At 67.0% G+C, this 25,893-nt stretch carries 26 protein-coding genes; 16 read left to right on the forward strand and 10 right to left on the reverse strand.

The features are described from left to right. Positions 1 to 8: 8 nt before the first annotated feature. From AC07NY_RS14500 to AC07NY_RS14510, 3 genes are all read right to left on the reverse strand, one after another. Positions 9 to 641, reverse strand: coding sequence for a DUF1254 domain-containing protein (locus tag AC07NY_RS14500; RefSeq protein WP_494584406.1), 633 nt, complete (start codon positions 639 to 641; stop codon positions 9 to 11). Beyond that, entirely contained in the window at positions 638 to 1,213 is a 576-nt protein-coding gene (locus AC07NY_RS14505; RefSeq protein WP_494584407.1) for a DUF1214 domain-containing protein, read from the reverse strand. The genes AC07NY_RS14500 and AC07NY_RS14505 overlap by 4 nt, the downstream gene beginning before the upstream one ends. Before the next feature lie 69 nt (positions 1,214 to 1,282). Next, positions 1,283 to 3,505 (reverse strand): transglycosylase domain-containing protein, encoded by a 2,223-nt coding sequence (locus AC07NY_RS14510; RefSeq protein WP_494584408.1) that lies wholly within the window; start codon positions 3,503 to 3,505, stop codon positions 1,283 to 1,285. 233 nt (positions 3,506 to 3,738) lie between these two features. On the opposite strand from AC07NY_RS14510, the gene AC07NY_RS14515 reads away from it, so the two are divergent. The 3 genes from AC07NY_RS14515 to AC07NY_RS14525 all read left to right on the forward strand — a co-directional run bounded on the left by AC07NY_RS14515 (position 3,739) and on the right by AC07NY_RS14525 (position 7,665). Then, entirely contained in the window at positions 3,739 to 4,233 is a 495-nt protein-coding gene (locus tag AC07NY_RS14515) for a YcgN family cysteine cluster protein (RefSeq protein ID WP_492284173.1), read from the forward strand. 187 nt (positions 4,234 to 4,420) lie between these two features. Then, positions 4,421 to 7,105, forward strand: coding sequence for a pyruvate, phosphate dikinase (ppdK, locus tag AC07NY_RS14520; protein WP_494584410.1), 2,685 nt, complete (start codon positions 4,421 to 4,423; stop codon positions 7,103 to 7,105). Then, a complete protein-coding gene (locus tag AC07NY_RS14525) occupies positions 7,102 to 7,665 on the forward strand; it encodes a cytochrome c oxidase subunit II (RefSeq protein WP_494584411.1) in 564 nt (187 codons plus the stop codon). Before ppdK ends, AC07NY_RS14525 begins: the two co-directional genes overlap by 4 nt. A gap of 29 nt (positions 7,666 to 7,694) precedes the next feature. Here the strand turns inward: AC07NY_RS14525 and AC07NY_RS14530 are convergent, their stop codons facing one another. Together AC07NY_RS14530 and AC07NY_RS14535 are read right to left on the reverse strand one after the other, a co-directional pair. Then, a complete protein-coding gene (locus AC07NY_RS14530) occupies positions 7,695 to 8,081 on the reverse strand; it encodes a type II toxin-antitoxin system VapC family toxin (protein ID WP_494584412.1) in 387 nt (128 codons plus the stop codon). Beyond that, positions 8,078 to 8,323 (reverse strand): type II toxin-antitoxin system Phd/YefM family antitoxin, encoded by a 246-nt coding sequence (locus tag AC07NY_RS14535; protein WP_494584413.1) that lies wholly within the window; start codon positions 8,321 to 8,323, stop codon positions 8,078 to 8,080. The genes AC07NY_RS14530 and AC07NY_RS14535 overlap by 4 nt, the downstream gene beginning before the upstream one ends. Positions 8,324 to 8,422: 99 nt before the next feature. On the opposite strand from AC07NY_RS14535, the gene AC07NY_RS14540 reads away from it, so the two are divergent. The 7 genes from AC07NY_RS14540 to AC07NY_RS14570 all read left to right on the forward strand — a co-directional run bounded on the left by AC07NY_RS14540 (position 8,423) and on the right by AC07NY_RS14570 (position 12,667). After that, positions 8,423 to 9,121, forward strand: coding sequence for an HAD family hydrolase (locus AC07NY_RS14540; protein ID WP_494584414.1), 699 nt, complete (start codon positions 8,423 to 8,425; stop codon positions 9,119 to 9,121). Between the two features lie 43 nt (positions 9,122 to 9,164). After that, the gene (locus AC07NY_RS14545; RefSeq protein WP_492284170.1) at positions 9,165 to 9,419 is read left to right on the forward strand and encodes a type II toxin-antitoxin system RelE family toxin; all 255 of its coding nucleotides are present in this window, start codon (positions 9,165 to 9,167) and stop codon (positions 9,417 to 9,419) included. A gap of 12 nt (positions 9,420 to 9,431) precedes the next feature. After that, positions 9,432 to 9,803, forward strand: coding sequence for a helix-turn-helix domain-containing protein (locus AC07NY_RS14550; RefSeq protein ID WP_494584415.1), 372 nt, complete (start codon positions 9,432 to 9,434; stop codon positions 9,801 to 9,803). 230 nt (positions 9,804 to 10,033) lie between these two features. Beyond that, positions 10,034 to 10,243: a cold-shock protein gene (locus AC07NY_RS14555; protein WP_047578161.1), complete on the forward strand. Its 210-nt coding sequence runs from the start codon at positions 10,034 to 10,036 to the stop codon at positions 10,241 to 10,243. Between the two features lie 282 nt (positions 10,244 to 10,525). Then, complete coding sequence (locus AC07NY_RS14560; protein WP_494584416.1) at positions 10,526 to 12,046, forward strand: DEAD/DEAH box helicase; 1,521 nt, start codon at positions 10,526 to 10,528, stop codon at positions 12,044 to 12,046. 80 nt (positions 12,047 to 12,126) lie between these two features. Beyond that, positions 12,127 to 12,393: a translation initiation factor IF-1 gene (gene infA / locus AC07NY_RS14565; protein ID WP_492284167.1), complete on the forward strand. Its 267-nt coding sequence runs from the start codon at positions 12,127 to 12,129 to the stop codon at positions 12,391 to 12,393. Positions 12,394 to 12,400: 7 nt separating this feature from the next. After that, positions 12,401 to 12,667 carry a hypothetical protein gene (locus tag AC07NY_RS14570; RefSeq protein ID WP_492284166.1) on the forward strand — a complete coding sequence of 89 codons (267 nt, stop codon included), beginning with the start codon at positions 12,401 to 12,403 and terminating at the stop codon, positions 12,665 to 12,667. Positions 12,668 to 12,927: 260 nt separating this feature from the next. Here the strand turns inward: AC07NY_RS14570 and AC07NY_RS14575 are convergent, their stop codons facing one another. After that, positions 12,928 to 13,521, reverse strand: coding sequence for a hypothetical protein (locus AC07NY_RS14575; protein WP_492284165.1), 594 nt, complete (start codon positions 13,519 to 13,521; stop codon positions 12,928 to 12,930). Positions 13,522 to 14,129: 608 nt separating this feature from the next. Continuing rightward, on the reverse strand, positions 14,130 to 15,422 hold the full coding sequence (locus tag AC07NY_RS14580; RefSeq protein WP_494584417.1) for a cell wall hydrolase: 1,293 nt from the start codon (positions 15,420 to 15,422) through the stop codon (positions 14,130 to 14,132). Positions 15,423 to 15,753: 331 nt separating this feature from the next. On the opposite strand from AC07NY_RS14580, the gene AC07NY_RS14585 reads away from it, so the two are divergent. Together AC07NY_RS14585 and acuI are read left to right on the forward strand one after the other, a co-directional pair. Continuing rightward, on the forward strand, positions 15,754 to 16,986 hold the full coding sequence (locus tag AC07NY_RS14585; RefSeq protein WP_492284163.1) for an MFS transporter: 1,233 nt from the start codon (positions 15,754 to 15,756) through the stop codon (positions 16,984 to 16,986). 153 nt (positions 16,987 to 17,139) lie between these two features. After that, entirely contained in the window at positions 17,140 to 18,126 is a 987-nt protein-coding gene (acuI, locus tag AC07NY_RS14590; RefSeq protein WP_494584418.1) for an acrylyl-CoA reductase (NADPH), read from the forward strand. 1 nt (position 18,127) lies between these two features. Here the strand turns inward: acuI and AC07NY_RS14595 are convergent, their stop codons facing one another. Together AC07NY_RS14595 and AC07NY_RS14600 are read right to left on the reverse strand one after the other, a co-directional pair. Beyond that, entirely contained in the window at positions 18,128 to 19,027 is a 900-nt protein-coding gene (locus AC07NY_RS14595; RefSeq protein ID WP_494584419.1) for a LysR family transcriptional regulator, read from the reverse strand. A gap of 235 nt (positions 19,028 to 19,262) precedes the next feature. After that, the gene (locus tag AC07NY_RS14600) at positions 19,263 to 20,243 is read right to left on the reverse strand and encodes an L-threonylcarbamoyladenylate synthase (RefSeq protein WP_494584420.1); all 981 of its coding nucleotides are present in this window, start codon (positions 20,241 to 20,243) and stop codon (positions 19,263 to 19,265) included. A gap of 177 nt (positions 20,244 to 20,420) precedes the next feature. On the opposite strand from AC07NY_RS14600, the gene AC07NY_RS14605 reads away from it, so the two are divergent. Beyond that, entirely contained in the window at positions 20,421 to 22,196 is a 1,776-nt protein-coding gene (locus AC07NY_RS14605; RefSeq protein WP_494584421.1) for an acyl-CoA dehydrogenase family protein, read from the forward strand. 17 nt (positions 22,197 to 22,213) lie between these two features. On the opposite strand, the gene AC07NY_RS14610 is transcribed toward AC07NY_RS14605, so the two are convergent. Further along, entirely contained in the window at positions 22,214 to 23,008 is a 795-nt protein-coding gene (locus tag AC07NY_RS14610; RefSeq protein ID WP_494584422.1) for a class I SAM-dependent methyltransferase, read from the reverse strand. 80 nt (positions 23,009 to 23,088) lie between these two features. On the opposite strand from AC07NY_RS14610, the gene AC07NY_RS14615 reads away from it, so the two are divergent. From AC07NY_RS14615 to AC07NY_RS14625, 3 genes are all read left to right on the forward strand, one after another. After that, positions 23,089 to 23,970 carry an SDR family NAD(P)-dependent oxidoreductase gene (locus tag AC07NY_RS14615; RefSeq protein ID WP_494584423.1) on the forward strand — a complete coding sequence of 294 codons (882 nt, stop codon included), beginning with the start codon at positions 23,089 to 23,091 and terminating at the stop codon, positions 23,968 to 23,970. After that, a complete protein-coding gene (locus AC07NY_RS14620) occupies positions 23,954 to 24,814 on the forward strand; it encodes an SDR family oxidoreductase (protein ID WP_494584424.1) in 861 nt (286 codons plus the stop codon). Before AC07NY_RS14615 ends, AC07NY_RS14620 begins: the two co-directional genes overlap by 17 nt. Before the next feature lie 88 nt (positions 24,815 to 24,902). Further along, positions 24,903 to 25,892 (forward strand): magnesium transporter CorA family protein, encoded by a 990-nt coding sequence (locus AC07NY_RS14625; RefSeq protein WP_494584425.1) that lies wholly within the window; start codon positions 24,903 to 24,905, stop codon positions 25,890 to 25,892. The last annotated feature ends 1 nt before the right edge of the window (position 25,893 follow it).

Here is a 25,893-nt window from a genome sequence, read left to right on the forward strand (position 1 = left end):
AGAGCCTCTTAGTTCGCCGCCCCGCAGGCGACGCCGGTCGCAAGCGCTTCCGCATCCGCCCTGTCCGAGGGCAGGCGCTGCAGGACCCGCGCGACGAGCAGGCCCTGCTCGGTATCCGAGACGATGCGCAGCTCCCGGCTGGTCTCGCCCTCCTCGTCGGCAGCGATGCGTTCGTCGCGCTGGGCCTCGGTCATCACCAGGAATTCGAGCGTGCCGCGGATCGCCGCGCGGTCGGTGATCGCGTAGAGCACGCCACCGCCTTGCCGGTGCAATGTCAGGCCAAGCGGCAGCGTGCCGGTGCGGGCGACGATCCGCATCGGCCCGGCCGAGAGGTCGTAGCTGCAGATGGCGGTGACGACATGGGGATCGGCCTCCCGCAAGGCTGGCAGGCCGCGGCTGTTGCCGGGCGAGGGCACCGGCTCCGCATGCCCCTCGGTGCCGAGCTCGCGATAGGCATGGGCCGCGTCGTGCCGGGAGAGGGCGGGAATCGCCAGCACCGTCACGATATGCACGATCGCCGCGAGGATGAGCCCGGCCAGCGTCGTCATGACGAAGCGCGCGAATCCAGCGCGCAAGCGTTGCCGCCAGCCGGCGAAGGGCGCGTTGCGCCGTTCCGGCGGATCTTGGCTGACGGCGGTCATCGGCAATCGACGCGCGTGATGCGCGGCAGGTTGCTGGCGCGCGTCTCGCCGGTCTGGCTGGAGATCGGCGTGTCGTAGAGCCGCAGACGGATCTGGAAGCGCCCGCTCGCCGGCAGCGGCAGCCAGCTGCCGGCCTCCGGGGCAGAGGAAGCGACGATGGCGAGGCCGCCGTTCTCCGGCCGGACGATCTCCGAATCGGTGAAGCTTGTGCGCTCAAGCGGCAGGCGGAAAGGTAGCCCGTCGCCATCGGTGATGCCGACGGTCCAGCCGCGCGTCGTCGGCGTCGCGCCGGAGAGCCGGTAGCGGCAGCGCCCGTCCAGCGCTCGCCCCGCATCGTCCCGCTCGGCGATCAGCTCTAGCCCCTCGCCGGAGCCGAACGGCAGATGCACGCCGCGGGCGAGATAGGCGCGCATATAGGGATCGACCTCGCGGCTGCCGCTGCGTGGCCACGCCGTCCAGGCCCCGACCTCGACCTTGCCGATGGCGGGGCGCCCGGCAACGGCCCAATGCGCGGAGCCGAGGCCAAGCCCGGCCCCGAGGGCGAGGATATAGGCGAGATCGAGAATCCGCACGCTGTCCTTCCGCCTGGGAGAGGCTTCCGCGGCGGAGTTGATCCGCCGCACCCGCTGACGTCAACAGCCTCAGCGCACCCGCGGCTCGTTCCCCGAGATTTCGCGGATGCCGACCTGCACCGGGCGGCTGGCGACGCGCCGCGGCTCCACAGCCTTGAACAGCGAGCCGACGGCCGAGAGCACCTCGAAAGACTGGCGCGGCATATGGCCGGCGCCGGGACCGGATACCGTGGCTGCCGGCGTCGCGGCGCTGCCGGCCTTGGCGATCGCTGCGCTCTTCGGATCGACTGCGGGCACGCCGGGGATGGGCTTCAGCTCCAGCCCCTGATGGGCGAACTGCATGATCTCCTTCCACGTCATCGCCGGCAGCGAGCCGCCGGTCATGTTCGCGGTCTCGGCGGAATTGTCGTTGCCGAACCAGACGGCGCCGACGAGATTGCCGGAATAGCCGACATACCAGGCGTCCTTGTAGCCGTTGGTCGTGCCGGTCTTGCCGGCGGTGACGACGCCGTCGAGCGCGGCGCGCCGGGCGGTGCCTTCGGTCGGCACCTTCGAGAGCATGAAGTTCATGTCCTGCGCCACCTGCGGGCTCAGCACCTGCTTCGGCTCCGGCTCGTCGCGGTCATGGCGGTAGATCACCTCGCCCTGCGAATTGGCGATCTCGAGCGCGGCATAGGGCTTGGCCCGGCGCCCGCCATTGGCGAGCACGGAATAGCCGGCGGCCATGTCGATCACCGTGACCTCGCCCGCGCCGATCGGCAGGGAGACCGTGTCGGTCAGTGGCGTGGTCAGGCCCATGGCATGGGCCGTCTCGATGATCTTCTTGCGGCCGATCGTGGCCGCGCGGGCCTCATGCGTCTCGCCCGTAGCGCGGCCGATGGCGATCGACATCTGCACGGGGATCGTATTGATCGACTTCGCCAGCGCCACCGTCAGCGGCATCGAGCCGGCATAGGAGCGCCCGTAATTGTTCGGGCACCAGTTGCCGATGCAGACCGGCCGGTCGGTGACGATGGTGTTCGGCTTGTAGAGCCCGGCCGAGAGCGCGGCGGCATAGACGAAGGGCTTGAACGAGGAGCCGGGCTGGCGCTGCCCCGCGGTTGCCCGGTTGAACTGGCTCGCGCCGTAGTCGCGGCCGCCGACGATGGCGCGCACCGCCCCGTCCGGGTCCATCACGACGGTCGCCGCCTGCTTCACGCGATAGGCCGGGCCATGCTGGCGCAGGATCGACTCGATCGCCTCGTCGGCGCGCTCCTGGATCGCGGTGTCGTGCGGCGTCTTCACGGTCAGCACGCGGTCGGCGCCGAGCTTGCCCTCGGACGCGAGCTCCTTCACCGCGTCGAAGGCCCAGTCGAGATAGTAATCCGGGCTGGAATCGCGCTTGCGGTCGATCGGCGTCGCCGGGTTGCGCTTGGCGCTGTCGACCTGGCCGGCCGTCATGAAACCGGCATCGACCATGGCGTTGAGCACGTCGTTGGCGCGCGCGCGCGCCGCCGGCAGGTTGACATGCGGAGCGTATTTCGTCGGTGCCTTGAACAGGCCGGCGAGCATAGCGGCCTCGGCCAGCGTGACGTCCCGCACCGACTTGCCGAAATAGTATTCCGCCGCCGCAGCAGCACCGAAGGTGCCGCCGCCCATATAGGCGCGGTCGAGATAGAGCTTGAGGATCTCGTTCTTGCTCAGCCGCGTTTCCAGCCACAGGGCGAGGAAAGCTTCCTTGATCTTGCGGTCGAGCGAGCGCTCGTTGTTGAGGAACAGGTTCTTGGCGAGCTGCTGGGTCAGCGACGAGCCGCCCTGGACGACGCCGGAGGCGCGTGTATTGACCAGCAGCGCCCGCGAGGTGCCGATCAGGTCGATGCCGAAATGATCGTAGAAGCGGCGATCCTCGGTGGCGAGCACGGCCTTGAGCAGATGGTCCGGCATCTCCTCCAGCTTGAGCGAATCGTCATGCCGAGCGCCGCGATGGCCGAGCGGCGTGCCGTAGCGATCGAGGAAGGTGACGGCGAAGACCTGGTTCTTGAGCGCTTCCTCGTTGCCGATCCGGAAAGAGGGCAGCGCCAGCGCCAGCACGAAAATGGCGCCGACGATGCCGATATTAAGCCCTTCGCTGGCGACTTCGGCGGCGATGCGCTTGCCGCCGCTGACAGTCAGGCGATCGGCGATGCTGCGGATGCGCTCATGGATTTCGCCGGCGCGGCGCCCGGCGCCCCACAGGCTGGCGTCCAGCCATGAGTCGGCGGCCAGCGCGAAGCGCTTCAGCCGCGTCCTCCAGCCCGCCTTCCTGAACTCCATGGCGTTCCAGGCTTTCCGAATGGCCCCCGCCTAAGTCCTGCCGCGAGCTTGGCGTCTTGGCAACAGGCGAGCGCCAGGGAATGGACACATAGGCATCGCTAGCGCCCGGATAAGAGGCGGGACGGTAAATTTCGCCTTTGGGACCGTAAACTGCGCCGGATGCTGTGCCATTCCGACCTAGGGTGGAGCTCGATGGTCTTCCATCTTCGCTTCCGTCGGCGCATAAGCCTGCCATGACGCAGACCCCGCCGAAAGATCAGCCCTTCTGGCTGACGACGCCGCTGGAGGCGATGTCGAGCGAGCAATGGGAATCGCTCTGCGACGGCTGCGGCCGCTGCTGCCTCGTCAAGCTGGAGGATGAGGATACCGGCCGCATCTTCGCGACCGATGTCGGCTGCCGCCTGTTCGAGGCCGGCACCTGTCGCTGCCGGGACTACCCGAACCGCTCGCAGAAAGTGCCGGATTGCGTGACGTTGACGCCGGAGGAGGTGCGCACGCTGCCCTGGCTGCCGCCGACCTGCGGCTATCGCCTCGTCGCTGAAGGCAAGGATCTGCCCTGGTGGCATCCGCTGGTCTCCGGCGATCCCGAGACGGTGGTTGCGGCCGGCGTCTCCGTGCGCGGCCGCGTCTTCGCCAACGAGGATGAGGTTCCCGAGGAAGAGGTCGCCGAGCGCATCGTCAACTGGCCGCTGCGCTGGCCCCGGGCCGCGCGCGGGGAGGGAGCCTGACGCAACCCAGCCGTGCTATTGCGCTGCATCAGCCGATGCTGCACACGCTCATTGATTGTTCATGTCGTTTTGGGCATGAGCGCCTCATCCCCGCGGCCGATGACCCTGAGTCATTGGCGGCACGCACACGAAACTTTCACGCCGGCGCGGCGTTTGCCTCGTCCGGTTGAACAGAAGAGGCTATGTGATGGCAGGTGGGAAGTGGGTCTATACCTTCGGCGACGGCAAGGCCGAGGGTGAGGCGGGAATGAAGAACCTGCTCGGCGGCAAGGGCGCGAACCTCGCCGAGATGAGCAATCTGGGCCTGCCCGTTCCGCCCGGCTTCACCATCACCACCGAGGTCTGCACGGCCTATTACGACAACGGCAAAAGCTTCCCGGCCGAGCTCGACGGGCAGGTCAAGGCCGCGCTCGCCGGCATGGGCAAGCTCACCGGCAAGACCTTCGGCGACCCGGCCAATCCGCTGCTCGTCTCGGTCCGCTCCGGTGCCCGCGCCTCGATGCCGGGCATGATGGACACTGTCCTCAATCTCGGTCTCAACGACGAGACGGTCGAGGCTGTCGCGAAGGCCTCGGGCGACGAACGTTTCGCCTGGGACAGCTATCGCCGCTTCATCACCATGTATTCCAACGTCGTGCTCGACGTGGACCACGGCCTCTTCGAGGAGGCGCTGGAGGACTACAAGGAGCGCAAGGGCCTCCATCTCGACACCGATCTCAAGGCCGCCGACTGGAAGCTGCTGGTCGGCAAGTACAAGGAGATCGTGAAGAAGGAGCTCGGCTCCGACTTCCCGCAGGAGCCCGAGAAGCAGCTCTGGGGCGCCGTCGGCGCCGTGTTCTCCTCCTGGATGAACGCCCGCGCCATCAAGTATCGCGAGCTGAACAGCATACCGGCGAGCTGGGGCACGGCGGTCAACGTCCAGTCGATGGTGTTCGGCAATATGGGCGACACCTCCGCGACCGGCGTCGCCTTCACCCGCAATCCCTCGACCGGCGAGAACGCGCTTTATGGCGAGTTCCTGATCAACGCTCAGGGCGAGGACGTCGTCGCCGGCATCCGCACGCCGCAGGACATCACCGAGGCCGCCCGCAAGGAGGCGGGCTCCGACAAGCCCTCGATGGAACGGGAGATGCCGGAGGCCTATGCCGAGCTTTGCCGGATCTACGGCATCCTCGAGAAGCATTACCGCGACATGCAGGACATGGAGTTCACCATCCAGGAGGGCAAGCTCTGGATGCTGCAGACCCGGTCCGGCAAGCGCACCGCCAAGGCAGCGCTCCGCATCGCGGTCGAGCTTGCGACCGAAGGGCTGATCACGCAGGAGGAGGCGGTCGGCCGCGTCGAGCCCGGTGCGCTCGACCAGCTCCTGCACCCGACCATCGATCCGAAGGCCGAGCGCCGCGTGCTGACCACCGGCCTGCCGGCCTCGCCCGGCGCCGCCGCCGGCGAGATCGTCTTCAATTCCGACGATGCCGAAGCTGCGAAGAAGGCTGGCCGCAAGGTCATCCTCGTCCGCGTCGAGACCTCGCCTGAGGACATCCACGGCATGCACGCGGCCGAGGGCATCCTGACCTCGCGGGGCGGCATGACCTCGCATGCGGCGGTCGTCGCGCGCGGCATGGGCAAGCCCTGCGTCTCCGGCGCCGGCCAGATCCGCATCGATTATGCCAAGGGCACGCTCGCCGTCGGCCCGGCCACGCTGAAGGCCGGCGATTTCGTCACCATCGACGGCGGCAATGGCCAGGTCCTGCTCGGCGAGATCAAGATGCAGAAGCCGGAGCTCTCCGGTGAATTCTCGACCCTGATGGGCTGGGCCGACAAGGTCCGGCGCCTCAAGGTCCGCGCCAATGCCGAGACCCCCGAGGATGCGAAGACGGCCCGCGAATTCGGCGCCGAGGGCATCGGCCTCTGTCGCACCGAGCACATGTTCTTCGAAGGGGATCGCATCCAGGCCGTCCGCGAGATGATCCTCGCCCATGACGACAAGGGCAGGCGGGCCGCGCTCGCCAAGCTCCTGCCGGTGCAGCGCCAGGACTTCGTCCAGCTCTTCAGCATCATGAGCGGCCTGCCGGTGACAATCCGCCTGCTCGATCCGCCGCTGCACGAGTTCCTGCCGCATGGCGAGAAGGAGATCGGCGAGGTCGCCGCTGCGCTCGGCGTCACCCCGGACGCGCTGAAGCATCGCGCGGCCGAACTGCACGAATTCAACCCGATGCTCGGCTTCCGCGGTTGCCGTCTCGCGGTGGCCTTCCCCGAGATCGCCGAGATGCAGGCCCGCGCCATCTTCGAGGCGGCGGTCATCGCCGCCAAGGAAACCGGCAAGCCGGTGATCCCCGAGGTGATGGTGCCGCTCGTCATGGGCAAGCCCGAGCTCGACCTCGTCAAGGCCCGCATCGACGCCATGGCCAAGGCCGTGATCGAGGAGAGCGGCACGAAGATCGACTATCAGGTCGGCACCATGATCGAATTGCCGCGCGCCGCCTTGCGCGCCGCCGAGATCGCCGAGAGCGCCGAGTTCTTCTCCTTCGGCACCAACGACCTGACGCAGACGACGCTCGGTATCAGCCGCGACGACGCCTCCTCCTTCCTCGGCTCCTACACCGCCAAGGGCCTGCTCGACGCCGATCCCTTCGTCACCATCGATCAGGACGGCGTCGGTGAATTGGTGAAGCTCGCCGCCGAGCGCGGCCGCAAGACCCGCTCCGGCATCAAGCTCGGCATCTGCGGCGAGCATGGCGGCGACCCGGCATCGATTGGCTTCTGCGAGAGCGTTGGCCTCGACTACGTCTCCTGCTCGCCCTTTCGCGTGCCGATTGCGCGTCTTGCCGCCGCGCAGGCGGCCTTGGGCGCGATCAAGGCCAAGGACGCGTGATCGCGCGCCCGGCGCGCCGATGGTGCGCCGGGCTTGCCGGCCTCCTGATGACGTCCGGTGCGGCCTTCGCCGCGCCGGGCACTGAGGAGTGGTCGCGCGTCTGTGCCCAGAAGCCGGCACCGATGCGCGAGGGCTGCGAGAAGGCCCTGGATATTCTGCTGCGCCCGGTCCCGGATGCTCCGGCGCGGACGATCCTCGTGACGGGGCGGCAATTCGGCTGGAGCTATCGCTACCGGCTGCCGACGGCCGCAAGCGATACGGATTGCACGATTCCGGGGCCGCTCATGCTGCCTGCCGGCGAGCCGACACGCCTCCAGTTGACCTCGGACGACGTCATCCACGAATGGTCGCTGCCGGATCTGGGCATCCGGTCCTCGGCCATTCCCGGCCTGCTCGATGTCGTCGACATCAAGCCGGAGAAGGAAGGGCTCTTCCGCGGGGAAGCGACCGCGATCTCCGGCAAGGGTTTTCGGGAGATGCCGATCGAACTGCGCGTGCTCGACGCTTCGGCCTATGCGGCCTGGGAGCGGATGGAACTGCCGAAGCAGTGTATCCGTTGAGGCCCGTTTCCCGAACGTCGCGCTTTAGTTCAGACCCTGAGGATCGTTCCGGGGTAGCGTGCGACGGCTTCGTCGGCCGTCGTCAGCGTCATGCCTTCCACCATGGCTTGGGCGACGAGGATGCGATCGAACGGGTCCTTGTGCAAAGGCGGCAGGTCGAGCGTCGCGATCGCATGCCGGCTGTCGATGGCGAGTTCTTCATAGCCGTTGTCGAGCAGGCCCCGGCGCAGGAGGCGCGGATCGACCGTGAAATCGTCGCGAGCAAGCCCGCGCTTGACCGCGACCTCCCAGATGCTCGCGGCGCTGAAGAACAGGCTGTTGCCGGCATCCTCGATGACGGTGCGGGCCTGCGTTGAAAGCTTGCTGGAGCCCAGCGCGAGCCAAAGCAGCAGATGCGTGTCGACCAGCAGCTTCATGAGCCGGCGCCGAACAGATGCGCGATCTCGTCCTCGCCCATGCGGTCGAAATCGTCGGGCACCTCGAAGGTCCCGCTCAGGAAGCCGATCCGGCGCATCTGGCTCTGATCGGGCGCATCGACCGGGACGACCTTGACCATGGCCTTGCCGGCCTTGGCAATGATAAAGCTCTCGCCCTTGGCGGCGCGCTCGACAAGGCGGGACAGATGCGTCTTCGCTTCGTGGATGTTGACGATGTCCATGGCTGCCTCACAGGACTTAGGCCATTAGACTTAGTTCAATTTCCGGGCAGAGCAAGTGGCCGGCCCGGAGAGGGTCTTGATTGCAAGGAGACGGCAGACGTGCCGAAGCTCACCACCATCGGCTTCGATGCCGACGACACGCTCTGGCAGAACGAGCAGTTCTTCCGGATGACGGAGGATCGCTTCGTCGCGTTGCTCGGCGAACATGGCGAGGCGGCCGAGATTTCCGGCCGCCTGCTCGAAGCGGAGAAGCGCAATCTCGGTTTCTACGGCTTCGGCATCAAGGGCTTCGTGCTCTCGATGATCGAGACGGCGATCGAGATCACGCGGGGACAGGTCCCGGCTTCCGTCATCGGCGAGATCCTCGCCGCGGGGCGCGAAATGGCGGCTCATCCCGTCGAGACCTTGCCGCATGTCCACGAGACGCTTGCAGCGCTGTCCAGCGATTACCGGCTGGTGCTGATCACCAAGGGCGATCTCTTCGACCAGGAGCGCAAGCTCGCGCAGTCCGGCCTCGGCGATTTCTTCCATGCCGTGGAAATCGTCAGCGACAAGAAGCCGGAGACCTATGGTCGCATCTTCGCTCGCCATGGCGACGGGGCAGGGCGGGCGATGATGGTCGGCAATTCCCTGAAGTCGGATATCCTGCCGGCGCTGGAGGCTGGTTCCTGGGCCGTCCATGTGCCGCATGAATTGACCTGGGTCCTGGAGCATGCCGAGGAACCGGCGGGGCATGATCGCTTCGTCACGCTGGCCGACCTGGGCGGTTTGTGCAGCGTCGTGCAGCGCCTGCGTTGAGCAAATCTATTGCAATTAGCAATAGATTTGCTATAGATTGGCCATGAAGCTGGTGACATACAGCAGGGAGGCCGTGCGGACGTTGCGGCGGATGCCTGCCAATGTCGCCGCGACGATCCGCCTGAAGATCGACCAGTATGCCGCCGATCCGGGCTCGCTGGCCAACAATGTGAAAGCATTGAAGGGCGAAGCCGGCATCTTCAGGTTACGGGTCGGTGATTGGCGCATCCTGTTTTCCGAGGACGGTCGCGTCATCGCCATCCTGAGGATCGCGCCGCGTGGCTCCGTCTACGAATAGGAGTTTGAGGCGATGAACGCGCAAATCTTCACGACCCCCAATGGTGAGCGGATGGTGATGCTCTCGGAAGCGGACTATCAGCTCCTGCTGGCCGCGGCCGAGGACGCTGCCGATAGCGCCGCGGTGCGGGCTTTCCGCGAGCGGCTGGAGGCGGGCGAGGAGGAGCTGCTGCCGGCTGCCATGGTCGAACGCCTTCTCGCAGGCGAAAGCCCGATCCGCGTTTGGCGGGAGCATCGCGGCCTGAGCGTCAGCGGTCTCGCGCAGGCGGCTGGCCTGTCGCAGCCTTATCTCAGCCAGATCGAGACCGGCGCGCGGCGTGCGGCTGCAGAGAAGCTGGAGCGGATCGCCCAGGCCCTGCATGTGCAGTCGGATGACCTTGTCTAGGCAAGGCGCCTGATTCCGGCCCTTGCTGGACCCTTCTTGCATTTCGTGCTATCCGCACCGATGTATGACGAGATGCGGCCGGGTTCTGGCCAATCCTCCGCGCGGGCAATCCGGTCGGCGGGCACGATTCAGATCCACCACACATCGCTACAATACCACTGCAAGACGTCCGCGCGTCGAGCTCTGGGTCGCAACGATACGCGGATCTGAAACGTAAGGATTCTAGAACTATGGAAAAGGGCACCGTGAAGTGGTTCAACGCCACCAAGGGTTACGGCTTCATCACCCCTGAGAACGGCGGCCAGGACGTGTTCGTCCACATCTCCGCTGTCGAGCGCGCGGGTCTCCGCGAGCTGCGCGACGGCCAGGTCGTCTCCTACGAACTCGTTGCCGATCGCAAGACCGGCAAGACCTCGGCCGGCAACCTCGTCGTCGCCTGAGCTGATACCTGATCGACCGGGAGAGCCCAGATCATCGCGCGTCCGATAGGACGCGGTCACGATGATCGATCTCTTAGTTATCGCATCGGAGTTCTCCGAAAAGTGGAACCCGCTTTTCGGTCCGATGCTATAGCGGCCCCGGTCCACGACAAGCCTGCCGGCGCTGTGGCTAGCGGTTCGCCGGCAGGTCCGACTATTTTTGAATTCAGGCCGGATGCGAGCCTGCGGCGCAGCCGAAACCCACATGCGCCCCTCGCATCGCGGCGTCCGGAAAGATCCTTCTTGACCAAGTTTACCGATCTCGGCCTCGCCGAGCCCCTTCTCAAGGCGCTCGCGGCCGAGGGCTATGAAACGCCGACGCCGATCCAGGCGCAGGCGATCCCCCATATTCTGCAGGGCCGCGACCTGCTCGGCGCCGCCCAGACCGGCACCGGCAAGACCGCTGCCTTCTCGCTGCCGATGCTGCATCGCCTGCTCGCCAAGCCGCGCCAGATGCCGGCCCGCGCCGTGCGTGCGCTCATCCTGTCGCCGACGCGTGAGCTCTCGGCCCAGATCGAAGCCAGCATCCGCACCTATGCCCGCTACACCTCGCTGAAATCGACGGTGATCTTCGGCGGCGTACCCGTCGGCAAGCAGATCCGCGCGCTCGGCGAGAAGGTCGACATCCTCGTCGCCACGCCCGGCCGCCTGCTCGACCTCGTCGACCAGCGCGCCGTCTCGCTGCGCGAGATCGAGTTCCTCGTCCTCGACGAGGCCGACCAGATGCTCGACCTCGGCTTCATCCATGCGCTGCGCCGCATCGCGACCCTGATCCCGAAGGAGCGCCACACGCTGCTCTTCTCGGCGACCATGCCGAAGCCGATCCGCGAGATCGCCTCCGCCTATCTCACCGATCCGGTCGAGGTCGCGGTGGCGCCTGTCGCGACCACCGCCGAGAAGATCGACCAGCGCGTCATCTTCACCGAGCCGGGCGACAAGCCGGCGCTGCTGGCGAAGACACTGAACGTGCCCGAGCTCGAGCGCGCCATCGTCTTCACCCGCACCAAGCACGGCGCCGACAAGGTCGTGCGTCAGCTCGGCGCGTCAGGCATCGAAGCGGCCGCGATCCACGGCAACAAGAGCCAGAGCCAGCGTGAGCGGGCACTTGGCGCTTTCCGCGACGGCAGCCTGCGCATCCTCGTCGCCACCGACATCGCGGCGCGCGGCATCGATGTCGACGGCATCAGCCATGTCGTGAATTTCGACCTGCCGAACGTGCCGGAGACCTATGTCCACCGCATCGGCCGCACCGCACGCGCCGGCGCGTCGGGCCTCGCCATCGCCTTCTGCACGCCGGAAGAGCGCGGCGATCTCGCTGCCATCGAGAAGCTGACCAAGGTCGCGATCACCCCGATCGGCGCGGTGCCCTATTGGGATGGCCGCACGCCGAAGAAGCCGCCGCAGAACCAGCGCGGCGGCGGGCGTGGCCAGCAGCAGAACGGTGGCGGACGTGGTGGTCCAGGCCGCCCGCAGGGCCAGCAAGGTGCCCGTCCGCAGGGCCAGCAGCAGGCTCGCCCGCAAGGGCAGCAGCAGCCGCGCGGCGGCAAGCCCGCTGAGGGCGGCCAGCGCAACCAGCCTGCCAATGGCGGCCAGCGCCAGGAGCGTCACGAGCGTCCGCGCCATCCCGAGCGTGCCCCGCGCCCTGAGCAGGCGGCACAGCGAAAAGACGGCGTTTCCGCAAAAGAAGGGCTTGGCGGCGTCGCGTTCTTGCAGCAAAGAACACAGCAACCACGCACCAACGGCGCCCGGCGGCGCGCGCGCTGACGCGCGATCGACCAGAACCAAGGGCGAGTCTCTGAGACGAAGGCTCGCCCACGCGCCCTAGGGCTCACGAAGGACGACAGATGGCGAAAGAAGAACTGCTTGAATTCGACGGCACCGTGGTCGAGGTGCTCCCGGACGGCAACTACCGGGTGAAGCTCGACAACGATCACATCATCCTGGCCTATGCCGCCGGCAAGATGAAGAAGAACCGCATCCGCACCATCGCGGGCGATCGCGTCATCGTCGAGATGTCGCCCTACGACCTTGATCGCGGCCGCATCAACTTCCGCCAGAAGACCGCGGGCCCCGGTCCGTCCGCTCCGCGCCAGAACTTCCGCCGGCGCTGACGAAACGATGCGCCTGTCGCGAAACGAGCTTCTGTTCATCGCGCTGGGCGCCGTTCTTGGAACGATCGTCGCCTGGGCGGTCCGGGCCGGTCTCATCGCCCCGGACGGAGCCCTGCCGCCTTTCGCCATCGTGCTGTTCGGTCTGGGGATCGTCGAACTGCTCGTCGGTTTTGCGACGGGCCGTCCTCCGGGCACGCTGGTCCGCATGCCCGCTCGCTTCCTCGCTTTCGTCGTCGGCGTTTGCGTTCTCCTGCTCGGCGACAAGCTCGCCTGAGCGGACGCTTCCTGTCACATCGCGCATAGCCGCCATTCCGGGGTCCGGAACCGCCGCCTTTCGGGGTGGTGCCGATCTGCGCAGTTTTCGATCAGATTCAGCGGTTCCTGATTCCGGGCTCACGGCTTTGCTGTGCCTGGGGATGACGGCGCTCTGCGCCGTGGGAAAACCGGCCAAGAAAAAACCCCGGCGCGAGGGCCGGGGTGAAAGTGGTCGTTCCGTGGGTATAAAAGGGTCTGCGTGAAACTCTGTCGGTTCGCTCAGTAGCGCGAGCGGGACCAGTACTGCGAACCGGCGCTGACCATCACCTGGCGCTGCCGGGTCTCGTAGGCGGCGGGAATCTCCTCCCGCACGACCTGAGTGGGGCGCACCATCACCTGGCGCTGACGCTGCGTGTAGACGGCCGGAACCGTCTCGTAATCGATGGTAGCGGGTGAAACCTCGACGCGGCGGCTCTGGTAGCCGTAGCGGGCGGGCACATCGACCCAGCAGCCGACCGTGTTGCCCCAGGCGTCGCGGGTCACCTCCCAGCGGCGGGTGGCGGATGAGATCAGCACCTTCTCGGTCACCGTCTCATAGACGGCGGCGCGGTGATGTGGGATGCGGCGCTCGGGAGCGATCATCACCGTGTCGGTGACCGTCTCGTACTCGGCCGGCACGACGCGGCGCTGAACCTGCGCCGGGCGGACCTGGTAGGTCTCGTCGATCGTGCCGTACACCGGCGGCGTGTTGACGAGGTTGTAGCAAGCGGAGCCGCGGCAGCCGCCGCCGGCTTGGGCGACTGATGCGCCGAGCACGAGCGCAGCGGTGAGGCTGGAAGCGGCGATGATGCCTGAAGAAAGCGAGCGCACCATGTTGACCTGACCTGTCGGTTACGGCGCCGGGCGCCGTTCGTTGGGGGACAGGAAGCCTGCTCGAAGTGATGAACGCAAGGTAAACGCTAAAACAAGGTAAAATTAACCAATTCGGTGCTGGTGCGCGCATTCACGCAGATTGCGCCCAAGTAAAGGAAAACGCTCGGATTCTAGTCAGTCGGGCACTGGCCGAGCGGCGATCTGGGAGCGCGGCTCCATTAACGGAGAGAGCCGATCGCGGTCGCCGGCAGTCCTGACCGGCGTCGTTGGCCGGAGGTCATACATAAAGGCCGCGCGCCCTTCGAACAAAGGACGCCGGCACCGGAATTGCTTGGCTATGACATTCGCGAGGCTTGGCCCAGCCTTCATGCCGCATCCGTTTGGGCTGGCCCGGTCACTCGCGAGAGTGGCCGGGTCGCGCGCCGCGGAGGGCCTTATGGACGATATCAAGGACAACGCTTTCATCGCGCTTTACCTGGGCCTGACCGCGGTCGTGACGTTCGGTTGGGTCGGCGTCATCGGTTACGGCGTCTGGCATTTCCTGTTCGGGTAGCGCCCGCGCCGGCCTGCCACGTCAAGGTGGATGAGGCCACAGGCGGTCTGCCCCGTCAGGTCTGCCCCGGCCGCAGCTGGTAGAAGACGTGCTGGCCGATCGTATCCATCTTCTTCAGTCGCTTCGCCCAGTAAGGCCGCACGTAATTGGCGTGATAATGGGTCGAGGCGCCGACTTCCGGCAGATAGGTCGTGCCGTCATGGACCTCGCGTGCGATCCTGACAGCGTCGCGCCAGGAAGCGGGCTCGGTGATGCGCAGCGACTTGCCTTCGCAGGTGAAGGTGAACTGGCAGGCGAGGTAGCGGTTGCTGTTCTGGTAGACCACGCCGCAGACGCTGCTCGGATAAAGCCCGCTCTTCACGCGGTTGAGCACGACCTGCGCCACGGCCGCCTGGCCCTGAAGCGACTCGGATCGAGCCTCGAAATAGACGGCTTCCGCGAGGCAGCGCTGCTCCTTCGCCATGCTCTCCGGTGCGATCAGCTTGGTGTAGTCCTGCTTCACGCCGGGCTCGGCCAGGCGCAGGTCGCGATTGGCCGGCGCCGAGGCCAGCGCGATGCGCCCGCGCTGTTGCGGGGCGGACTGAGCCGGCAGGGCAGAGGGCGTCAGCGTGCCGATGACCGAGCCAACGAGCGGCGTCGAGGACGAGCCTTGGCTTGCCTGCGGCACTGACGGCGAAGAGCCGTCGATGCTTTCGAGATGCAGTTCCGCCTGCCGTGCCGAGAGGATCTTCGGCTTGAATGGCGAGACCGGCGAGGAATCGGACAGGGCCGGATCGGTCAGACCCTCGTCATTGGCATAGGGCTCGAAGCCGGTCTGCGGACCGTCGACGGCCTCGGCCGCGCGCATGGCGTCGAGCGAGAAGCCGCCGGAGATCAGCTTGGGCTGGGTATCGCCGAAGACGACGCGCTCCAGCTCGATCGACGGATGTTCGGAGAGGCCCGGCCGCAGGCTCGGCAGCATGTCGCCCTTGGCGGTGCGATCGACCTCGGGGAAGCTCGCCGCGACGGAGCGCTTCATGTCCTCGCGCGGCGCGCGCGGGTCGACGACGATGCGCCGCTCCGGGTCCTCGAAGGAAAGTTTCGCCTGTGTGACGGCCGAGGTCAGCGCGAGGCCAGGCAACCGGAAGGCGCTGGCCGCGACAAGCATCGAGGGACCTTCCGCCAGTTCGGAGATGGGGCCGGGCGCGACCCGGGCCATGGCGCTCGACGGCAGGCCGGTCGGACCAAAATTCTGGCCGGCGGAGGCGGTGAAGGAAACGAGCATGCCGACGGACAGGGCCCAGGGCGCGACGGTGCTCGCGGCCCATTTGATGCCGAGGGGGCGCGCCTTCCGCCCATGCCTGTGCACACGCCAATGACTCAAAGCGACACACCCGTCCCGATCGCACGGAACGAAAGACGCTGCCGAACTCTGAGCGCCTTCGTTGGAATCCGTTATCGCCTCGGTAAGGTTGAGCGCCGGTTAACGACGGCGGAGCTTCGTAGGGGACGATGATGCGGCCGCACGCGCCACCTCGTCGTTTCGGCTTCGTCGCGCTATTTTCTCCCAGACGGGAGACGCGCGAACGCGCCTTGCCTTCCATGCTTTGCCGTGATGCGAAATGTCACGAAATCGCGCTGGTTGCCGTGCGGGCAGGGCGCTAACGTGTAGCCACACATTCGACGTTTCGGAGATAGCCATGACGTCCACGCCAGCGCGCAGCTACGCTCCGGAGATCATCGTCGCAGCCGGCTGCCTGATCGCGCTCATCACCTTCGGCCCCCGCGCCAGCGCCGGCCTGTTCCAGATCCCGATGACGATCCAGTTCAACTGGGGCCGCGATACCTTCAGTCTGGCGCTGGCGATCCAGAACCTGCTCTGGGGTCTCGGCGCGCCATTCGCCGGCGCCATCGCCGATCGCTACGGCACCGTGCGCGTGCTCTGCGTCGGCGCGCTTCTCTACGCTGCCGGCCTCGTGATGATGGCCTATGCGACGACGCCGCTGCAGCTCCATCTCGGCGCCGGCGTGCTGATCGGCTTCGGCCTCTCGGCCTGTTCGTTCAATCTCGTGCTCGCCGCCTTCGGCAAGCTCCTGCCGGAGCAGTGGCGGCCGATGGCCTTCGGCGCTGGCACGGCGGCCGGCTCCTTTGGCCAGTTCCTCTTCCCGCCGATCGGCAACATCCTGATCGAAACGCTGGGCTGGCAGCAGGCGCTGATCGTCTTCGCCTTCACGCTACTGCCGATCCTGCCGATCTCGATCGTCATGGCGACGCGCAAGACCGGTGCTGCGGCCGGCGCCGCTGCGGCCAACCTGCCGAACCAGACGATCGTGCAGGCGCTAAGCGAGGCCTTCAAGCATCGCAGCTATGTCCTGCTCGTGCTCGGCTTCTTCACCTGCGGCTTCCAGCTCGCCTTCATCACCGTGCATATGCCGGCCTATCTCAAGGATGCCGGCCTGCCGGCCTGGGTCGGTGGCTGGACGCTGGCGGTCATCGGCCTCGCCAATGCCGTCGGCTCGCTCTCCTCGGGCTGGCTCTCGACGCGGATGCCGAAGCGCCATCTCCTCGCCTGGATCTATCTCGGCCGCGCGGTCGCGATCGCCGCCTTCATCCTGCTGCCGCCCAGCCCGACCACCGCGATCACCTTCGGCATCGTCATCGGCCTGTTCTGGCTCTCGACCGTGCCGCCGACCTCCTCGCTGGTCATGCTGATGTTCGGCACAAAGTACATGGCGATGCTCTATGGCTTCGCCTTCTTCTCGCACCAGGTCGGTGGCTTCCTCGGCGTCTGGCTTGGCGGCGTGCTCTACGAATCGATGGGCAATTACCAGTTCGTCTGGTGGCTCTCGGTCGCGCTCGGCGTCGCCTCGGCCCTGATCAACTTGCCGATCGTCGAGCGGCCGGTGAACCGGCCGGAAGCGCAGCCCGCCTGATCGGGAAGACGAACCTGCACACGGCCGATGGGGTTGCGGTGGCGGCACGCCGCTGCAACCTTGTCGGCCTTCGTGCTTTTTTGAAGCGGCATCGGAATTCCCGAAAACCGGATTCCACTTTTCGGTCCGATGCCCAGCGCTCGGGAGATGGTGATGACGACGTTCAAGGCCCTCGTGGCGACCAAGGGCGAGGCCGGGCCGAACCTCGCCTTTACCGATTTCGCCGAGAGCGACCTGATGGAGGGCGACGTCACCGTCCGCGTCACCCATTCGACGGTGAACTACAAGGACGGGCTCGCCGTAACCGGCAAGGCGCCGGTGGTGCGCCGCTGGCCGATGATCCCCGGCATCGACTTCGCCGGCCGGGTCGAGACCTCCGACCATCCTGATTTCAAGCCCGGTGACCTCGTTGTCCTGAACGGTTGGGGCACCGGCGAGACCCATCTCGGTGCCTACGCCCAGAAGAGCCGGGTGAAAGGCGACTGGCTGGTGCCGCTGCCGGCGGAGCTCACCCCCGCCGAGGCGATGGCGATCGGCACGGCGGGCTACACTGCGATGCTCTGCGTGCTGGCGCTCGAGAAGCACGGCCTGAAGCCCTCTGACGGCCCGGTCGTGGTCACGGGCGCGGCCGGCGGCGTCGGTTCGGTCGCGATCGCCCTGCTCGCCAAGGCCGGCTGGCATGTCATCGCCTCGACCGGCCGGGCCGAGGAGACTGACTATCTCAAGAGCCTCGGTGCAGCCGAGATCATCGACCGCAACGAGTTGGCGGCGCCCGGCCGCCCGCTCGGCAAGGAGCGCTGGATCGCCGGCGTCGACGCCGTCGGTTCGCATACCCTCGCGAACCTGCTTTCGATGACGAAGTATGGCGGCGCCATCGCCGCTTGCGGATTGGCGCAGGGCATGGACCTGCCGGCCTCGGTCGCGCCCTTCATCCTGCGCGGCGTCGCGTTGCTCGGCGTCGATTCGGTGATGTGCCCGAAGCCGCGCCGGATCGAGGCCTGGCAGCGCCTCGCCAGCGATCTCGACCGCGACAAGCTCGCCTTGATCACCACGACGATCCCGCTGGAGGCCGTGATCGAGACCGGCAAGGCGATCGTCGAGGGCAAGGTGAAGGGCCGCGTCGTCGTCGAGATCGGCTGACCTACCCCTCGAACAGCGCCCGCTGCCGCGCCAGCTCGTTGCTGCAGAAATCCATGAAGGCGCGCACGCGCGGCACATGCCGGATGTCGGGATGGGTCAGGACCCAGAGGCCCGTGGCGAAATCCGGATTGGGCGGCAGGAGCCGGATCAGCTCCGGCCGCTGGTCGGCGATGAAACAGGGCAATGGCCCGATGCCGAGACCCTGCGCGACCGCTTCCGCGATCCCCAGCACGGCCGAGCTCTTCAGCGCGATCCGTTCCGGCGCGACATGCTCGCGCACGAAGCGGGCCGCCTTCACATGCGAGAGCTGGTCGCCGAGCGCGACCCAGTCGCGCTGGTAGAGCAGGGCGGGGCTGGCTTCCTCCTCGGGGGTGATCCCGTCCGCGGCGCGGCCATAGATCGCCCAGGCGATCGTGGCGATGCGCCTTCCGACCAGCGTCTCGCCCGGCGTGTCGCTGGCGCGGATCGCGATATCGGCATCGCGCTTCGACAGGTTGAGCGCCTGATTGCCGATGACGACATCCAGTCGGATCAGCGGATGCGCCTTGCGGAAGGCCGCGAAGATCGGCAGCAGCACGTTCTGGTAGAGCGTGTCGGTCGTGGTGATCCGCAACTCGCCTGAGGGCGCGACGTCCCGCCCGGCGAGGCGCCGGGCAAAGGCGGTGACGTCCTCGTCCATCCGGCTCGCCAGCGCCGCCATCTCGGCCCCGGCGACCGTCGCGACATAGCCGGTCTTGCGGCGCTCGAAGAGCGGGATGCCGACGAGCTCCTCGATCTGGCCGAGCCGCCGGAACACGGTCGAATGATTGACGGAGAGCGCCGCCGCCGCCCCGGTCAGCCCGTCATGATCGGCAATGGCCTTGATCAGCCGGAAATCGTCCCAGGCAAGCTTGGCATTCATCGGCAAGGCATCCTCCTGCGGGCACGCAAGCCGATATCTTGCAATGATGCAAGCTGGAGGAATTCAAATCCGGGAGAGCGGGTAACCCATAAGCGGCAGAATATCTGAGCCCTCATCCTGAGGAGCCGCGTCAGCGGCGTCTCGAAGGATGTTCCAGGAATCTCCGGAGCCTCCTGAAGCATCCTTCGAGACGCGAGCCTTTGGCTCGCTCCTCAGGATGAGGGCTGTGAAACCTTCAGCGCGGCGCCGCCGCGCGCCGCAGACGGTCGTTGATGGCTTCGCCCAGCCCATGCTCGGGAATGCGAGCGACCGCGATGGTCTTCCGCCCGATCTCGTCGAGCCGGCGCATATAGCCGAAAAGATGGGCGGCAGCCTCGCGCAGATCGCCGCTCGGGCTGAGATTGAGCGAGGCCGGACGCTCCTGGGCCTCAGGACCGAAGCCGAGCCAGGCTTCGCCGTCATAGGGCGCCTCGGCATCGAGCCTAACCCGCGCCGCCGGGGCGTAATGCGAGGCGAGCATGCCGGGCGAGATCGGGGCGTGGCCGGCATCCCCCGCGATCACCAGCGGCCGGCCGATGACACGCTCGATCGCCTCGCGCGGCACCCCGCCGGGGCGGAGCAGGCGCGGCGCACCGTCCAGGCAGGCGACGATGGTCGATTCGACGCCGACCTCGGTCGGTCCGGCATCGAGGATGGCATCGATGCGCCCTTCCAGATCCGCGATCACATGCGCAGCGCTGGTGGCGCTGATCCGGCCGGAACGGTTGGCGGAGGGTGCCGCGATCGGCCGTCCCGCCGCTTCGAGCACGGCATGCGCGACCGGATGGGCAGGGACGCGCAAGGCGACTGAGGGCAGTCCCGCCCGCGCCAGATCGCTCACCGTGCAGCCCGGCGAGGCCGGCACGACCAGCGTCAGCGGACCCGGCCAGAAGGCTTGCGCCAACGCCAGCGCGTTCGCATCGAACAGGCCTTGCCGGCGCGCGCTTGCCAGATCGGGCAGATGCGAGATCAACGGGTTGAAGCTCGGCCGTTCCTTGGCCGCGTAGATGCCGGCAACCGCCGTGCCGGAGGTCGCATCGGCCGCAAGCCCGTAGACCGTCTCGGTCGGCATCGCCACGAGCCCGCCCGCGCGCAGCAGTGCCGCAGCCTCAGTGATGCCGGAGGCATCGGCGGCAAGGAGCTTCGTCTGGCGAGGAGGAGACACGGGCTGGTTCACGATGCGATTGACCAAAGATGGTTTATATATAAACTAACTGAGGAGTGTGGCACGGGACGAAGGTCGCGCTCGCTTGCGCGTGGCTTAGGCGATAGTTCCTCGCTACCATCGCGGCAACGGCAAATGCAGGCTGCGGCTGCCTTCAAGGGCAAGAGCCGGCCTCAGGGAGAGACGGTTATGAGCTATCGCGCCCCGGTTTCGGACATGCTCTCCACCATGCGCAACGTCGCGGGTCTCGACAGGCTGATCGCAGACGGGCTGGCGCCGGAGCTGGACGGCGGCGTGGCGGAAGCCGTGCTCGACGAGGCCGCAAAATTCGCCAACGACGTGATCGCGCCGCTGAACCGCGTCGGCGATCTCACCGGCTCGAAGCTGAAGGACGGCGCCGTCACCACGCCACCGGGCTGGAAGGAGGCCTACAAGGCCTGGGCCGAGGCCGGCTGGAACGCGCTGCCGGCGCCGGAAGCCTATGGCGGGCAGGGCCTGCCGGCATTGCTGCAATCGGCCTGCATCGAGATGTGGAACTCGGCCGCCTTCGCCTTCGCGCTCGGCCCGCTGCTGACGGTCGGCGCGATCGAGGCGATCCATGCGCATGGCTCCGACCATCTCAAGGAGACCTATCTCGCCAAGCTCGTCTCCGGCGAGTGGATGGGCACGATGAACCTGACCGAGCCGCAGGCCGGCTCCGATCTCAACGCGCTGCGCAGCAAGGCCGAGCGCGTCGGGGACGGCACCTATCGCATCACCGGCCAGAAGATCTTCATCACCTATGGCGAGCATGATCTGACCGAGAACATCATCCACCTGGTGCTGGCGCGCTTGCCCGATGCCCCTCCCGGCACGCGCGGCATCTCGCTCTTCCTCGTGCCGAAATTCATGGTCAATGCCGACGGCTCGCTCGGCGCGCATAACGACCTGCGCTGCTCCGGCATCGAGCACAAGCTCGGCATCCATGCCTCGCCGACCTGCTCCATGGCCTTCGGCGACAATGACGGCGCCATCGGCTGGCTGATCGGCGAGGAGAATCGCGGCCTCGCCTGTATGTTCACGATGATGAACAACGCCCGCCTCAATGTCGCGCTGCAGGGCGTCGCCATCGCCGAGCGTGCCTATCAGCAGGCGCTCGCTTTCGCCCATGAGCGCAAGCAGGGCGCGGCGCTTGATGCGCCGAAGGGCGCGCCGATGAGCCCGATCATCGTCCATCCGGACGTGCGCCGCATGCTGATGGACATGCGCGCCAAGACGCAAGGCGCCCGCGCCATCTCCTATCAGGTCGCGGAAGCGCTCGACCGCTCGCATCGCGAGACCGACGAGGCCAGGCGCAAGGCGGCGTCCGAGCGCGCCGCGATCCTCACCCCCATCGCCAAGGCCTATGCCACCGATATCGGCATCGACGTCGCCTCGACCGGCGTGCAGATCCATGGCGGCATGGGCTTCGTCGAGGAGACCGGCGCCGCCCAGCATCTGCGCGATGCCCGTATCGCCGCGATCTACGAGGGCACCAACGGCATCCAGGCGATCGATCTCGTTACCCGCAAGCTGCCGTTGTCCAGCGGTGATGCCGTGCATGCCCTGATCAACGAGATGCGCGGCATCGTCGCCGAGGTCGAGCGCGCCAATAATCCGGGCTTCGGCCATGCCGCCGCCCGCCTCGGCGCCGCCGTCGATTCCCTTGAGCGCGCCACGGAATGGATGCTCGGCGCGCTCGGCGGCAAGCCGGCCGACGCGCTGGCCGGCGCCACGCCCTATCTCAAGCTCTTCGCGCTGGCGCAGGGCGGCACGGGGCTGGCGAAGAAGGCGCTCGCCACCCGCTCGGAAGCCGAGAGCACTGCCGATCTCGCCACGGCCCGCTTCTACGCCGAATGCATCGCGACCGAGGCGCCTGCCCTCGAACTTGCGGTCACGGAGGGCGCCGGTGCGATTGCCGACGCGGCCGCGGTTTTCGCCGCGTGAGCGCAGCCGCGCCCCGTTCAGGCCGCCGCGCCCTTGCGGGCGCGGATATGCAGGAACAGCGGGACGATATGCGTGTCGGCGAGATAGGGGATGGCCCGCGCCGTCTCCGCATCGACATGCGGTTCGGCCATATGCTCGATCGTGAGCCCGGCCGCCACGATCATCGCCACCCATTCGCTCAGCGTGCGGTGGAAGCGCGGCACGCGGAACGGCTCGACGCTGGCCTTGATCTCGACTGGGGCCGCTCCGAAGCGCCAGGTCTCGATCTCGCCATCGACGCCGTCGAAATAGCGGCCGACCTCGATCGCGCGGATGTTGCCGGCATCGTCACGCAGCACCTTGCGGTAGGGCGGCGCGAAACAGGGATGCAGGATCGAGAACTGCAGAAACCCGCCGGGTTTCAGCACGCGCGCCGCTTCTGCCAGCGCCTTGTCCTGAAACGGCATGTCCATCAACGACATGAAGGCCGTGGCGAAATCGAACTGAGAGTCAGGGAAAGGCAGCGCGGTGCCGTCTCCGAACCGGTAGTCGATGCCGAGCGGTTTCGCGGCTTCGGCTTCCTGCGCATGGCGAATGAAGGTCGGCGCGATATCGACGGCGATCATGCGCCCGCCGGCTTCGGCGAGCTTGCGCGTGTTCGAGCCTTCGCCGCAGCCGATATCGAGCCCGTTCAGGCCAGTGATGTCGGGCAGGTTCGCCAGCAAGACGGGCGTGTTCTGCGCGTCGCGATAGAGGTCGTAGCCGGCCCGCGCATGCCGGGTCCATGTCTCGGCATTGGCCTCCCAGCAAGCGGCGACATCGGTGCTGTCCATGGTGCTGCTCCGTTGCGAGGGGAGCGGGGCTATAGAGCAGAGGATGGAATGTGGCTAGCGGCGTTTCGTGGGGATTGCCCATGAGCGCTGAGCAACCGTCCCTCTCTGGCCGCATCTGCCTCGTCGCTGGCGCTTCGCGCGGGCTCGGGCGCGGCATCGCCAGGGCGCTCGGCGAAGCGGGCGCGACCGTCATCGTCACCGGCCGCTCCAGCGAGGCCGGGCCGCGCACCGACCAGCGCTCCGAGACCTTCGAGGACGCGGCCCGCGAGGTCGAGGCGGCCGGCGGCAAGGGCTATCCCTATCGCTGCGACCATACCAGCGAGCGGGATGTCGATGGGCTCATAGCCTGGGCCTTGCGCCGCTTCGGCCGGCTCGACTGCGTCGTCGACGCGGTCTGGGGCGGCAATGAAGGTTATGACGGCGAGCGCTATCCCGACGGCTCCGGCTTCGGCACGCCGTTCTGGCGCCGCCCGGCGGCACGACTGGGCGAGAGTTTCGAGAGCGGCGTCTATGCCCAGCTGCTGCTGGCGCGGGCGGTCGCGCCGGCCATGGTCCAGGCACGCGCGGGCATCATCGTCACGTTGAGCTTCGATATGGGCGGCCTCTATCTCGGCGATGTCTTCTACGACCTCGCCAAGGCGGCGATGAACCGCCTGAGCTTCGCGATGGCCGAAGAGCTGAAGCCTTTCGGCGTTACGGCGTTGGGCCTCTCGCCCGGCCATGTCCTGACCGAGCGCGTCCGCGATGCGGGCTTGGGCGATCAGACCACGGAGACCCCGCTCTATGCCGGCCGGGCCGTCGCGGCGCTGGCTGGCGACCCCGACGTCGCTCGGCATGCCGGGCGAGTGCTGCATGTCGCCGATCTCGCGCGTGCCTATGGCTTCACCGACCGGGACGGTTCGCAACCGGCTCGCTACGTCATCGATAATCAACAGGGAGGCGGCGATGTCGCTCAAGGGTAAGACGCTTTTCATCACCGGCGGCTCGCGCGGCATCGGCTTGGCCATCGCGCTCAGGGCAGCGCGGGACGGCGCCAATGTCACCATCGCCGCCAAGACGGCCGAGCCGCACCCCAAGCTCCCCGGCACGATCTACACCTCCGCCGCCGAGATCGAGGCGGCCGGCGGCAAGTGCCTGCCCTTGATGGTCGATGTCCGCGACGAGCAGAGCGTCGCCGAGGCGATCGCCGAGACCGCCGAGACCTTCGGGGGCATCGATATCGTCGTGAACAATGCCAGCGCGATCCAACTGAGCAACACGCAGACGACCGATATGAAGCGCTTCGATCTGATGCATCAGATCAACACGCGCGGCACCTTCATGGTCTCGAAATACGCCATTCCCCATCTGGCGAAGGCTGAGAACCCGCATATCCTGATGCTCTCGCCGCCGCTCGACATGAAGACGCAGTGGTTCGCGCCGCATCTGGCCTACTCGATCGCCAAATACGGCATGAGCCTCTGCGTGCTCGGCCTTGCCGGCGAGCTGGCGCGCCAGGGCATCGCGGTCAACGCGCTCTGGCCGCGCACGACGATCGCGACCGCCGCGGTCCAGAACCTGCTCGGCGGCGACAAGATGGTGCAGGCGAGCCGCACGCCGGAGATCCTCGCCGACGCCGCCCATATGATCTTCTCGAAGCCGTCCCGAGAGTTCTCGGGCAATTTCCTGATCGATGACAGCTTCATGGCGGGCGAGGGCGTCACCGATTTCAGCCCCTATCGCGTCGACGCGTCGGTGCCGCTGATGCCGGATTTCTTCGTGCCGGCCGACAGCCTGCCGCCGCAGGGCGTGAGGGGCGGCGTCTGACGCCGTCATCGGTTTGACACCGCCGGGAGTTTGGAGTTGGTGCAGTGCAAATCGCGCCGAGCAACGCCACGCTCCCGGATGACCAGCCATGCTTCTGATCCACGGAATCTGTCCCAAGAACGGTGACAAGCTTTCTCACCGTTCGCTGGCCGAAGAGGAGGAGATTCCGCCCGGCTCGATCTGGATCGACCTGCTCAATCCCAGTGGCACCGAGGATTCCAAGGTCGAGAAGCATCTCGGCATCTCCATTCCGACGCGGGAGGAGATGCACGACCTCGAGCCGTCCGAGACGATCTATGCCGAGGACGGTGCGCATTACATGACGGCGCGCGTCATCTGCCACTCGGAAAGCAATGTGCCGCGGCTCGCCGACGTCACCTTCATCCTGACCGAGAAGGCGCTGGTCACGGTGCGCTATGACGAGCCCGGTGCCTTCAACATCTTCCTCAACCGTGCGACCAAGCCGGGCGGCTGCGAACTGGAGCCGGCGGGGGTGATCGAAGGGCTGGTCGAATCGATCGTCGACCGTGCCGCCGAGGTGCTGCGCGGCGTCGGCGACCGCATCGACCTGCGCTCGCGCCAGATCTTCGACGGCAACAGCGCCAGCGTCGAGCAGGGCCGCGTCTACCAGGCGGTGGTGCGCAAGATCGGCCAGTACGAGCACATCATCTCGAACGTCCGCGAGAGCATGGTCTCGATCGAGCGGGTGCTCCTGTACCTCTCGGCCAATTTCAAGCGCACGAAGAAGGCGGCTAGCGGCTTCACCCCGGAATGGCGCGCCGCGATTCGCGACGTGCAGGCGATCGAGGAGCACGCCACCTTCCTGTCGAATAAGCTGCAGTTCATGCTGAACGCGACGCTCGGCCTCGTCAGTATCGAGCAGAACAAGATCATCAAGCTCTTCTCGGTCGTCGCCGTGGTCTTCATGCCGCCGACGCTGGTCGCCTCGATCTACGGCATGAATTTCGAGAAGATGCCCGAGCTGAAATGGCAGATAGGCTATCCCCTGTCGCTCGGCATCATGGTGGTGGCCGCGATCCTGCCCTACCTGTTCTTCCGCTGGAAGAAGTGGCTGTGAG

This window comes from Allobosea sp. GW821-FHT09G06, assembly GCF_059416005.1.

What these genes read in the sequence shown, in the direction of transcription:
- AC07NY_RS14500 (WP_494584406.1), bottom strand. Translation starts at nt 641, where the DNA reads ATGACCGCCGTCAGCCAAGATCCGCCGGAACGGCGCAACGCGCCCTTC.
- AC07NY_RS14510 (WP_494584408.1), bottom strand. Translation starts at nt 3,505, where the DNA reads ATGGAGTTCAGGAAGGCGGGCTGGAGGACGCGGCTGAAGCGCTTCGCG.
- AC07NY_RS14515 (WP_492284173.1), top strand. Translation starts at nt 3,739, where the DNA reads ATGACGCAGACCCCGCCGAAAGATCAGCCCTTCTGGCTGACGACGCCG.
- ppdK (WP_494584410.1), top strand. Translation starts at nt 4,421, where the DNA reads ATGGCAGGTGGGAAGTGGGTCTATACCTTCGGCGACGGCAAGGCCGAG.
- AC07NY_RS14530 (WP_494584412.1), bottom strand. Translation starts at nt 8,081, where the DNA reads ATGAAGCTGCTGGTCGACACGCATCTGCTGCTTTGGCTCGCGCTGGGC.
- AC07NY_RS14535 (WP_494584413.1), bottom strand. Translation starts at nt 8,323, where the DNA reads ATGGACATCGTCAACATCCACGAAGCGAAGACGCATCTGTCCCGCCTT.
- AC07NY_RS14545 (WP_492284170.1), top strand. Translation starts at nt 9,165, where the DNA reads ATGAAGCTGGTGACATACAGCAGGGAGGCCGTGCGGACGTTGCGGCGG.
- AC07NY_RS14550 (WP_494584415.1), top strand. Translation starts at nt 9,432, where the DNA reads ATGAACGCGCAAATCTTCACGACCCCCAATGGTGAGCGGATGGTGATG.
- AC07NY_RS14555 (WP_047578161.1), top strand. Translation starts at nt 10,034, where the DNA reads ATGGAAAAGGGCACCGTGAAGTGGTTCAACGCCACCAAGGGTTACGGC.
- infA (WP_492284167.1), top strand. Translation starts at nt 12,127, where the DNA reads ATGGCGAAAGAAGAACTGCTTGAATTCGACGGCACCGTGGTCGAGGTG.
- AC07NY_RS14570 (WP_492284166.1), top strand. Translation starts at nt 12,401, where the DNA reads ATGCGCCTGTCGCGAAACGAGCTTCTGTTCATCGCGCTGGGCGCCGTT.
- AC07NY_RS14575 (WP_492284165.1), bottom strand. Translation starts at nt 13,521, where the DNA reads ATGGTGCGCTCGCTTTCTTCAGGCATCATCGCCGCTTCCAGCCTCACC.
- AC07NY_RS14585 (WP_492284163.1), top strand. Translation starts at nt 15,754, where the DNA reads ATGACGTCCACGCCAGCGCGCAGCTACGCTCCGGAGATCATCGTCGCA.
- acuI (WP_494584418.1), top strand. Translation starts at nt 17,140, where the DNA reads ATGACGACGTTCAAGGCCCTCGTGGCGACCAAGGGCGAGGCCGGGCCG.
- AC07NY_RS14595 (WP_494584419.1), bottom strand. Translation starts at nt 19,027, where the DNA reads ATGAATGCCAAGCTTGCCTGGGACGATTTCCGGCTGATCAAGGCCATT.
- AC07NY_RS14605 (WP_494584421.1), top strand. Translation starts at nt 20,421, where the DNA reads ATGAGCTATCGCGCCCCGGTTTCGGACATGCTCTCCACCATGCGCAAC.
- AC07NY_RS14610 (WP_494584422.1), bottom strand. Translation starts at nt 23,008, where the DNA reads ATGGACAGCACCGATGTCGCCGCTTGCTGGGAGGCCAATGCCGAGACA.
- AC07NY_RS14615 (WP_494584423.1), top strand. Translation starts at nt 23,089, where the DNA reads ATGAGCGCTGAGCAACCGTCCCTCTCTGGCCGCATCTGCCTCGTCGCT.
- AC07NY_RS14620 (WP_494584424.1), top strand. Translation starts at nt 23,954, where the DNA reads ATGTCGCTCAAGGGTAAGACGCTTTTCATCACCGGCGGCTCGCGCGGC.
- AC07NY_RS14625 (WP_494584425.1), top strand. Translation starts at nt 24,903, where the DNA reads ATGCTTCTGATCCACGGAATCTGTCCCAAGAACGGTGACAAGCTTTCT.